The sequence below is a fragment of the Streptomyces sp. CC224B genome (assembly GCF_030010595.1).
GTDB classification, from domain to species: Bacteria; Actinomycetota; Actinomycetes; order Streptomycetales; family Streptomycetaceae; genus Streptomyces; species Streptomyces longispororuber.
In genome coordinates, this window is sequence record NZ_JASCXL010000128.1 from 17,031 (window position 1) to 27,324 (window position 10,294).

General features: G+C 77.1%; 5 protein-coding genes. 4 read left to right on the forward strand and 1 reads right to left on the reverse strand.

The features are described 5' to 3' along the window. Positions 1–211 precede the first annotated feature (211 nt). From QK440_RS34750 to QK440_RS34765, 4 genes are all read left to right on the forward strand, one after another. Positions 212–4,144, forward strand: coding sequence for a BTAD domain-containing putative transcriptional regulator (locus QK440_RS34750; RefSeq protein ID WP_282797248.1), 3,933 nt, complete (start codon positions 212–214; stop codon positions 4,142–4,144). Continuing rightward, positions 4,122–4,610 carry a hypothetical protein gene (locus QK440_RS34755; protein ID WP_349239342.1) on the forward strand — a complete coding sequence of 163 codons (489 nt, stop codon included), beginning with the start codon at positions 4,122–4,124 and terminating at the stop codon, positions 4,608–4,610. The genes QK440_RS34750 and QK440_RS34755 overlap by 23 nt, the downstream gene beginning before the upstream one ends. Before the next feature lie 176 nt (positions 4,611–4,786). Then, positions 4,787–5,674: a response regulator transcription factor gene (locus QK440_RS34760; RefSeq protein WP_282797245.1), complete on the forward strand. Its 888-nt coding sequence runs from the start codon at positions 4,787–4,789 to the stop codon at positions 5,672–5,674. Between the two features lie 325 nt (positions 5,675–5,999). Next, on the forward strand, positions 6,000–8,018 hold the full coding sequence (locus QK440_RS34765) for an ATP-binding protein (RefSeq protein WP_282797246.1): 2,019 nt from the start codon (positions 6,000–6,002) through the stop codon (positions 8,016–8,018). 264 nt (positions 8,019–8,282) lie between these two features. Here QK440_RS34765 and QK440_RS34770 read toward each other — a convergent pair whose 3' ends face one another. Continuing rightward, complete coding sequence (locus QK440_RS34770) at positions 8,283–9,983, reverse strand: bifunctional 3'-5' exonuclease/DNA polymerase (RefSeq protein ID WP_282797247.1); 1,701 nt, start codon at positions 9,981–9,983, stop codon at positions 8,283–8,285. Positions 9,984–10,294: the final 311 nt, after the last annotated feature.

A 10,294-nucleotide genomic window follows, 5' to 3' on the forward strand; every position in this document is an offset into this window, starting at 1 on the left:
GTGTGCGGGGGCGTGGGCGCGGGTGTGTGGGGTCCCGTAGGTACGGAATCCGGAGGTACGTCCTACCCGCAGGTACGTTGAAGGGGTGCGGGAGGAGGAAGAGGCGACGTCAGCGGCGGTGCCGCCCCGGGCGGTCGCGGCCCGGCCGGTGACGCACCGGGCGGCGGCGGGCGGCGGGGCGCGGTCCGGCGGCGGGGCCGCGCCCGGCCCGGTGACGTTCCACGTGCTCGGGCCACTCGTCGCCCGCGACGCGCACGGGTGCGACCTCGGGCTGAGGGGGCCGCGCCACCGCGCCGTCCTCGCCCGGCTGCTCGTCGCCCGCCGCCGCGCCGTGCCGGTGTCCTGGCTCGTCGACGACCTGTGGGACGAGCCGCCGCCGACGGCCGTCGGCACCATCCGTACGTTCGTCGCGGACCTGCGCAAGGCCCTCGAACCCGGCCGGGCCCGGCGCGCCCCCGCCCGGCTCCTGGTCACGGCCGGGCCCGGGTACGCGCTGACGGCCGCGCCGGACGCGGTGGACGCGTGGCGGTTCGAGACGGCCGTACGGGAGGCGGGGCGGCTCCTCGACGGCGGGCCCCCGGCGCCGGAGGCGGCTCTCGCCGCGCTCACCGGCCTCGACGGGGCGCTCGGCCTGTGGCGCGGCCCCGCGTACGCAGAGTGGGCCGACGCCGACTGGGCCCGCGCGGAGGTCGCGCGCCTCGACGGACTCCGCCTCCTCGCCGTGGAACGCCGCGCCCGCCTCGCCCTGGCCCTCGGCCGCGCCGCCGACGCGGTCCTCGACCTGGAGTCCCACGCCGGGGCCCACCCCTGGCGGGAGGAGGCGTGGGAGCTGCTCGCGCTGGCCCTGTACAGGTCGGGCCGGCAGGGGGACGCGCTGGCCGTGCTGCGCCGGGCGCGGGACACCCTGGCGGGGGAGCTGGGCGTGGACCCGGGGGAGGGCCTGCGGCGGCTCGAAGGGGAGATCCTGGCGCAGTCGGTGCGGGAGGACGCGGGTGCCGGGGCCGGTGGGGGCGTGCGCCCGGCGGGTGCCCGGACGGACGCCGGGTCCAGCGAGAAGGCCGGGTCCGATGCGAAGGCCGGGTCTGGCGCGGTGGCCGGGTCCGGTGTGATGCCTGGGTCCGGTGTGGTGGCTGGGGTCGATGGTGGGCCGCGCGGGCGGCCGGTTGCCGCAGGGGGCCGTCCAGCGACGTGCCTGGTGGGGCGGGACACGGAGGTCGCCGTGCTCGAAAGCGCCGCCCGGGAGGCGGTGCGCGACGGCCGGTTCGTCCTCGCCCTGCTCTCGGGCGAGGCGGGCGCGGGCAAGACCGCGCTGGCCCGGGAGTTGACGGGACGCCTGGGCGCGGAGGGCTGGGCCACGGCCTGGGGCCGGGCGCCGGAGGGCGCGGCGGCTTCGGCGGATGGGGAGGCCTCGGCGGGTGGGGCGGTGGGGCGGCTGTGGGAGGAGGTGTTCGCGGGACTGGAGGAGCCGGGGGCGACGACGGTGCCCGGGGCCACGTCTGCGGCGCCTGCTTCGGCCACGGCTCCGGCAGCGGGGTCGTCCACGGCTGCGGCAGCGGGGTCGTCCATGGCCGCAGACCTGGGTTCGCCCTCCTCCGTACCCGTACCCGTACTGGTACCCGTACGGCGAGTTCCGGCTTCGTCGCCCTCGCCCTCGCCCGCGCCTGCGGCCCCGTCCTCACCCGCGGCACCCGCCTCGCCCTCAGCCCCGTCTCCGGCCCCGGCCCACGCCGTTCCTCAAAGCCCGGCCACGGACGCGCACCACCCTGACCCGTGGCACTCGGGAGCGGAGTGGTCCGAGCGCGGGTGGGGCGCGGCGGGCGGTGGCGGCCGGGCGGCGGCGCGCCGGGTGGCCGCCCGGCTCAGTGCCCTCGTCCCGCCCGGCCACCCCCTCCTGCTCGTCCTGGACGACCTGCACGGCGCCGACGAGGAGTCCCTCGACGTGCTCGCCACGCTGGCGACGGCGGGCCCCGCCCGGCCCGTGCTGCTCGTGGGGACCTACCGCGACACCGAAGTGCCGCCGCAGCTCGCCGAGTTCCTGGCCCGCGCGGCACGGGCCGAACCGGTGCGGGTTCCGGTACGAGGGCTGGCGGAAGGCGCGGTCGCGGAGCTGCTGACGGCCGTCGCGGGCCGGGGCGCCGACCCCGCGACCGCCCGCGCCGTGTCCCGCCGCAGCGGCGGCAACCCCTTCTTCGTACGGGAACTCGCCCGCCTGTACGCGGCGGGTGGCACCGCCGCGCTGTCCCGCGTACCCGCCGGGGTACGGGACCTCGTCCGCGCCCGGCTCGGCGCGCTCGCGCAGGAGACGCGCACGGTGCTGCGCCTCGCCGCCGTGGTCGGGGAGGAGGCCGACCTGGACGTGCTCGGCGCGGTCACCGGGGACGAGGAGACCGTCCTGGACGCGGTGGACGCGGCGACGGCGGCCGGGTTCCTGGTCGAGCCGGAGGAGGGGGAACTCGCCGCCGAGCGCGTGCGGTTCGCGCACGCGCTGGTCCACGAGACGGTGTACGAGGACCTGTCGCGGCCGCGCCGCGCCCGCCTGCACACGGCCGTCGCCGAGGCCCTGGAACTGCTGCGGCCCGACGCTGTCGAGGCCGTCGCCCACCACTACGTCCGGGCCGCGACACGCGCGACGGCCGCCCGCGCCCTCGCGTACGCGACCCGCGCCGCCCGCCGGGCCGAGGCGTCGGGCGCGCCGCACCGGGCGGGCCGGTGGTGGCGTGCGGCCCTCACCGCGTACGACCGGCAGGCCTCCGGGGCCGCCAGGGAGGGGCCGCTCTCCGCGACCGGGGCGGTGGCCGTCCCGGACCCGGGGCGCGGGCCCGGCGCTCGCGGGCGGCTGCCCCTCCTCATGGGCCTCGTCCGCAGCCTCGCCGTCACCGGTGGTCTCGCCGAGGCCCGGCGCCACCGGGGTGACGCGCTCGCCGTCGCCCGGGCCGGCGGCGACCCGGAGTTCGTCGCCCGCGTCCTCGGCGCCTTCGACGTCCCCGGCATCTGGGCCCGTAACGACGACGAGGACCTGTCCCGGCGCGTCGTGGCCGCCGCCCGCTGGGCCCTGGCCGCCCTGCCCGACGACGGGACGTACGCCCGCCGCGCCACTCGGTGCCGCCTGCTGACCGGCATCGCCATGGAGACCCGGGGCGACACGACGGGCTCGGGCCTCGCGGCGGCCCGCGAGGCGGAGGCCTTGGCGCGCGGGCTCGCCGGGAGGGGTGGGTCCGGCCGACGTGACGAAACCGGCCGACATGACGAAGCCCGCCGACACGACGGGACCGGCCGACACGACGAAGCCCGCCGACATGACGGAACCGGCCGACACGATGAACCGGGTGAGGAGGGCGAGCGCGGACGGGCGGGGGAGCGAGCCGCGCTGTTGGCGTTCGCGCTCAACGGGCGCTATCTGCACACCTTCCACCGCCCCGGCCTCGCCCCCGAGCGCGCCCGCATCGGCGCCGAACTGGTCGAACTCTCGGCCCGCCACGGGCTGGTCACCTTCGAGGTCCTCGGCCACCTCATGCTGCTCCAGTCCCACAGCGCGCTCGCCGACCTCACCCGTGCCGACGCCCACGCCACCGCCGCCGACCGGCTCGCGGAGCGGTACGGGCTGCCGCTGGTGGGGGTGTTCACCTCCTGGTACGCCGCGCTGCGCGCCGCCGTCGCCGGGCGCACGGACGAGGCCGCGGCCGCCTACCGGGCCGCCGCCGCACGACTGCCCGGCAGCGGCATGACCGGCATGGAGCAGGAAGACCTGCTGCCCCTCGCCCTGATGTGCCTGGGCCTCGGGGCGGAACCCGCGGCAGGCGGTGTACCCGGGGCGGGGCAGCTTCTCGACCTCCGGCTGTGCCTGCGCGCCCGCGCCGCCGTGCGCGCCGGGGACACCGCCCGCATGGAGGCCTCGTACCGGGAACTCCTCCCGGGCCGTGACGAGGTGGCGGGCGCGGGGAGCGGGCTCCTCGCCCTCGGGCCTGTGGCCCAGGATTTGGGCGACCTGGCCGCAGCCCTGGGACGGCCCGTGGACGCCGCCGCGCACTACCGCCACGCCCTCGCCGTGTCCGACCGTGCCGGGGCCCCGCACTGGGCGTCCGCCGCGGGGGCCGCGCTCACGGCGGTGCGAGGATGCGGCGATGACCACCGAGACGGCCCCTGAACCGGCCCCTGCGACGGCCCCTGAGACGGCCCCTGAGACGACCGCCGCACAGCCCTCCGTACAGCCCTCCGCGGAGACCGCAGCTGGTACGCCCGCACCCGCCTACGTACGCTTCCAGTCGCCCCTGCGGCACGAACGGGGCCACTTCCCCGGCGTCTTCGCCCTGGTCAACGGCCTGGCCAAGGAGGGCAAGCTGACCGCCGAGCAGGAGCGCTTCCGGCGCGCGAACAACGACTGGTACGACGCCGCGTACCCGACGCCCGACGCGTCCGTCTACGACCCGGAGCGGAACCCCGGCGCCGTCGCCTGGTTCAGGACCACCGCCACGCACCTCGTCGAGCGGGTCCCCGGGTACCTGGAGATCCTCGCCGCGCACGGCGTGGAGTGCCAGGAGGTGCGGTCCGCCGATCCGGGGCGGGTCGTCTACGAGGACGACGTCCAGGTCGTCGTCGTACCGCACCCCTGAGACCACCTCGAGCCCCACCTCCGGGACCACTCCGGAGACCCCCCGAGACCGCGATCGCGCCGCCCACCTCCCGGGTGGCCGGAGCCGTACCTGCCGGGGCCCGAGGTTATGAGGATCCTGTCAGGGCGGAGGCCGACAGTCCGGTGGGCGGGCGGCCGCGGCCTATGCTCGGGCGCATGTGCGCATTTGTCCTGGTCGCGGAGGACGACGAGAAGCAGGCCGACCTCATCCGCCGCTATCTGGAGCGCGAGGGGCACACCGTCGGCGTCGCCCACGACGGGCGCACCGCGCTGGAGCAGGTCCGGCTGCACGACCCCGACCTGCTCATCCTCGACGTGATGATGCCGGAGATCGACGGGCTCGGGGTGACCCGCGTGCTGCGCTCGGCCCCGCCGCCCGGCACCCCGGCGACCGGGCGGGACACCGGCACGCTGCCCATCCTCATGCTCACCGCCCGCTCCACGGAGGACGACCTGCTGCTCGGCCTCGACCTGGGCGCCGACGACTACCTCACCAAGCCGTACAGCCCCCGCGAACTCATGGCCCGCGTCCGCACCCTGCTGCGCCGCGCCAGCGGAGCCGCGCACCGGCCGCCGCCGGACCCCGAGGCGCGGGTGCTGCGCGCGGGGGGCCTGGTCGTGGACGAGCTGCGCCACGAGGTGACCGTGGACGGGCGCCGCGTGGAGTGCACACCGGGTGAGTTCGAACTGCTGTCGGCGATGGCGGCGGAGCCTGAACGGGTCTTCACGCGGCCGCAGTTGCTGGACCGTATCCACGGGTCGTCGGGGTACATATCCGCGCGCACGGTGGACGTGCACGTCCTGAACCTCCGCAAGAAGATCGAGGCGAACCCGCGGGCGCCGCGGCGGCTCGTGACGGTGTTCGGGGTGGGGTACAAGCTGGTCGCCTACCGGGGCCCGGAATCGGGATCGGGCCCGGCATCGGGACCGGCATCCGGACCGGCATCGGAGCCGGGAGCGGGACCGGGCCTGGGGACGAGGACCAGGGCGAGGGGCCGGGCGCCGAAGTCGGCAGGGGAGACGGCGGGGCGTCGTGGGGCGTGAGCGGGGCCGGTCGGGCGGCGCGGCCGAGGCGGACTCCTCCACCGCGAGCGGCTCGTCCACCGCGAGCGGCTCGTCCACCGCGAGCGGCTCGTCCACCGCGTCGGACGCGTCCGGCGTATCCGGTGCGTCCGAGGCATTGCCTGCATCCACTGCATCCACTGCACCCAGCGCCCCCAACACCCCCTCCCCACCCGATACGCCCTCCGCACCCACCCCGCCTGCCCCACCCCCCGCCCGGCCCACCCGGCGCGTCCGATCCGCCCGCCCCACCCGCCCCACCCGCCCCCGCGCCCCCAAGCGCAAGAGCCGCCCGACCCGTGTCCCCGTGCGCAAGAGCCTTCTGTCCCGGCTGCTCGTCGTGTCGGTGCTCGTGTCCGTGCTGTCCATCGCCGCCACCGCCTGGCTGGCCGCGCAGACCACGTCCGGGGCGATCCGGCAGGAGCAGGGGCAGGTGCTCGCGGACGACGCGCGGATCTACGACCGGCTCCTCGGCCTGGCCGCGACCACCCCGAACTGGCGCGGCGCCGACCGCACCGTGCGGGAGCTGTCCACCGACACCGGGCGGCGCATCGCCCTGACCACGCAGGACCGCAAGGTGATCGCCGACTCGGCCGAGGGCGAGGGCGAGGGCGAGGGGGAGCGCGGGGCCCGGTTGCCCGCCCGGGCCTCGGCCGTCGTCGACCCGCTGGCCGTCGACTCGACACTGGCCGCGGGGCGGGACGACGACACGGCGGAGGGCCTCGGCGCGACCTCGGGCGTCGGCGCCGGCACGGGCGCGGTGGACCGCATCGACCCGCGGGCGGTGGGGCCCTTCCGGCTGCCCGCGAAGGAGCGGGAGGACCTGCGGTCGATGGCGGAGAAGTACACCGGCTGCGTACGGGACGCCGGGGTCACGGTGAAGACCGTCGAGGGCCCCAGCGGACGCCCGTACCTGGAGACGACCGACGGGCGCGGCGAGCAGTTCACCGACGTGCGGTGCGGGGCCATGTACCTGAACGAGCCCACGAGGACCGAGCGCAGGGCGCTCGACAAGATCACCAAGCTGGCCGAGGCGTGCATGCGCCGCAAGGGCACCGAACCCTCCGTGCTGCGCCTGACCCTGTCGCGCGGCGGCGTACCGCGCCTGATCGCGCTGGGGTTCGACGGCTCGGAGAAGACGCCGCACCCGGAGGGGGCCGAGCCCGGGCAGCCCGGTACGCCCGGCGAACCGGGCGCGCCCAAGAAGCCGTCCGTTGCCCCTCCGACCACCGAGCCCGCCCCCGCGGAGGCGAGCGAGCCGCCCGCCGAGGCCACGCCCGACCCCGTCGAGGCCCTCGCCACGAGCTGCGTGGACAGCGCGCGCCGGGAACAGCTCGGCCAGTACGTCTCGTCGCCCGCGCTGCTCTTCATCACCAGCCAGGACGGCAGCCGCCCCTCCGAGAGCGGCTTCCAGCTCTCCGGGGCCAACACCGCGCGGCTCGTCGGGCTCGCCGCGGCGATCCTCGCGGTGACGGTGGCGGTCACCGCGTTCGCCGCGACCCGCCTCACCCGGCCGCTGCGGGCCCTGACCACCGCCACGCAGCGGATGAAGACCGGGGAGGCCACCGAGCCGGTGCCCGCCCGGTCGGCCGGGGAGATCAGCCAGCTCGCCGCCGCCTTCAACGACATGGCCGCGCACCGCAGGGCCCTGGAGGAGCAGCGCAAGGCGATGGTCAGCGACGTGGCGCACGAGCTGCGTACGCCGCTGTCGAACATCCGGGGATGGCTGGAGGCCGCCGAGGACGGGGTCGTCGCCACCGATCCGGAGCTGGTCACCTCGCTCCTGGAGGAGGCGCTGCTGCTCCAGCACATCGTCGACGACCTCCAGGACCTGGCCGCCGCCGACGCCGGGACGCTGCGGCTGCACCGGGAGCCCGCCTGCGCCGCCGAGCTGGCCGAGCAGGTGGTGGCCGCGCACCAGGCGCGGGCGGACGCGGCGGGCGTACGGCTGTCCGCCCGCGCGGAGGGCGACCCGTGGCTGACCGCGGATCCGCTGCGGCTGCGGCAGGCCGTCGGGAACCTCGTCTCCAACGCGATCCGGCACACCCCGGCGGGCGGCAGCGTGACGGTCACGTGCCGGGCCGCGGGGGAGGGTTGGGTGACGATCGAGGTGGCCGACACGGGGACGGGCATCGCCGCCGGGGACCTGCCGCACGTGTTCGACCGGTTCTGGCGGGCGGACAAGTCGCGGACGCGGGCCACCGGGGGGAGCGGGCTGGGGCTCGCGATCGTACGGAATCTTGCGCGGGCGCATGGCGGGGAGGTGGAGGTGGAGAGCGAGGTCGGGGCGGGCACGAGGTTCACGCTCCGCTTGCCGGTGACGTGAGGGGGCCTCGCCCCCCTGGACCCCCATCGGCGCCCGCGCTCCATCGGCGCTCCGCGCCTCGTCCTCAAACGCCGGACGGGCTGACATACCCCGCACCCCGCCCAGGTCCCGGAAACCCGACGACGGCGCGTACGAGACCCAGCCTGTCCGGCGCCGGCGGCTGACGGGAACCCGACGACGGCGCGGCGGGGATATCAGCCCGTCCGGCGGTTGAGGACGAGCGCGCAGCGCGACGAAGCCCCGGCCGAAGCCGCGCAGCACGCCTTACTTGGCATCCGCGTAACACCGCACAACCGCCGTGGTGAACGGAAACCGCACCGGCGTCTCGCCGAAGGCGATCCGCCCCGCCACGTCCCCCGCCTCGCGCACCGCCGCCGCGACCTCGTCGGCCTCCTCGGCCGGGCAGTGCACGATCACCTCGTCGTGCTGGAAGAAGACCAGCTCGGCGCGGAGGTGCGCGGTCGCCCGGCGCAGCGCGGCGAGCATGAGCAGCGCCCAGTCGGCGGCGCTGCCCTGGACCACGAAGTTCCGTGTGAAGCGGCCGCGGGCGCGGGCGTCGGTGGAGGCGTAGCCGGGGGTGAACTCGGCCTCGCCGCCCTCCGCCTCGGCCGCGGCCTCCTGCGGGATCCCGGCCTCCCCGTACGCGTCGTCGCCGGCGCGGGCGGCGGGTGGGCTGGTCCGGCCCAGCCAGGTCCGCACGAGGCGGCCCTCCTCGCCCGCGCGGGCCGCGTCGTCGACGTACGCGACGGCCTGCGGGAAGCGGCGGCGCAGGGCCGCCAGGTTCTTCAGGCCGTCGCCGGATGTCTGGCCGTAGACCGCGCCGAGCAGCGCCAGCTTGGCGTGCTCGCGGTCGCCGGAGAAGGCGCGGTCCGACAGGCGCGTGTACAGGTCCTCCGCGCTGCCCGCCACCTCCATCAGGCCCCGGTCGCGGGAGATCGCGGCGAGGACACGCGGCTCGAGCTGGTCCGCGTCGGCCACGACCAGGCGCCAGCCGGGGTCGGCGACCACGGCGCGGCGGATGACCTTGGGGATCTGCAGGGCGCCGCCGCCGTTGGTCGTCCAGCGGCCGGAGACGGAGCCGCCGGGGGTGTACCCGGGCCGGAAGCGGCCGTCGCGCACCCAGTCCTGGAGCCAGGACCAGCCGTGGGCGGTCCACACGCGGTACAGCGACTTGTACTCCAGGAGGGGGCGGACGGCGGGGTGGTCGACCTCCGCCAGCTCCCACCGCCGGGTCGAGCGGAGCTTGACGCCCGCCCGCGCGAAGGCCTTCACCACGTCGGCGGGCAGGTCAGGACGCACCCGGTGCCCGAAGGCCGCCGAGACCTCGTCGGCCAGCTCGGCCAGGCGGCGGGGCTCGCCGCTGCCGCCGTACCGCTCGCCGAGGAGCTCGGTGAGCACGTCGCGGTGGACGTCGGCGCGCCACGGCAGCCCCGCCGCGTCCATCTCGGCGGCCACGAGCGTGCCCGCCGACTCGGCGGCGGTGAGCAGCCGCATCCGCCCCGGGTGCTCGGCCGCCCCGTGCCGCCTCGTCTGCTCGGCGTAGACCGCGAGGAGCGCCTCGAAGGGCAGCGGGGCCGCCGGGGCCGGATCGAACAGCGAGTCCTGCGCGCCGGGCTCGGCCGCGCGCGGCGGCGGGTCCGGCGGCACGGGTCTTCGCTCCAGACGGGCCCAGGCGGCCGCCGCCGAACGGGGCTCGCCGTGCCGGCCCTCGTGCGCGAGCAGCAGGGCCTCGGCGGCCTCCACGTCGTAGCACCGCTCCACGCGGAGGCCCGCCGCGAGCAGCCGCGGATACACGGCGGCGGTGGACCGCCACACCCACCGCCCCACGCCGGGGCGCCGCCGCACCGCCTCGACGAGTCCGGGCTCCCGCTGCACAGGACCGACGGGCACACCGTCCTCGCCCACCGCCGTGACCAGGACACCTCCGTCCTCGCTGTCACCGGCCAGCCACCGTTCCCCGTTCATGTCTACGACGATCGCACCCACCACTGACACTGGCCCCTGGGCCCTCCGCGCGACCCCTGCCCCGGGCCGGTCCCACCCACCCGCCCTTCATCGGCCTCCGGCCTCGTCCTCAAACGCCGGACAGGCTGGAGTCGTCCCGCGTCCCGCCGTCGTCGGCTGCCGGAGCGCTCCCCACCCACCCGCCCTTCCATCGGCCTGGCGGCCTCGTCCTCAAACGCCGGACGGGCTGGAAACGTCCGCCGACCGCCGTCGTCGGCTGACGGGCACCCGACGACGGCGAGTCGAGGACATCTCAGCCCGTCCGGCGTTTG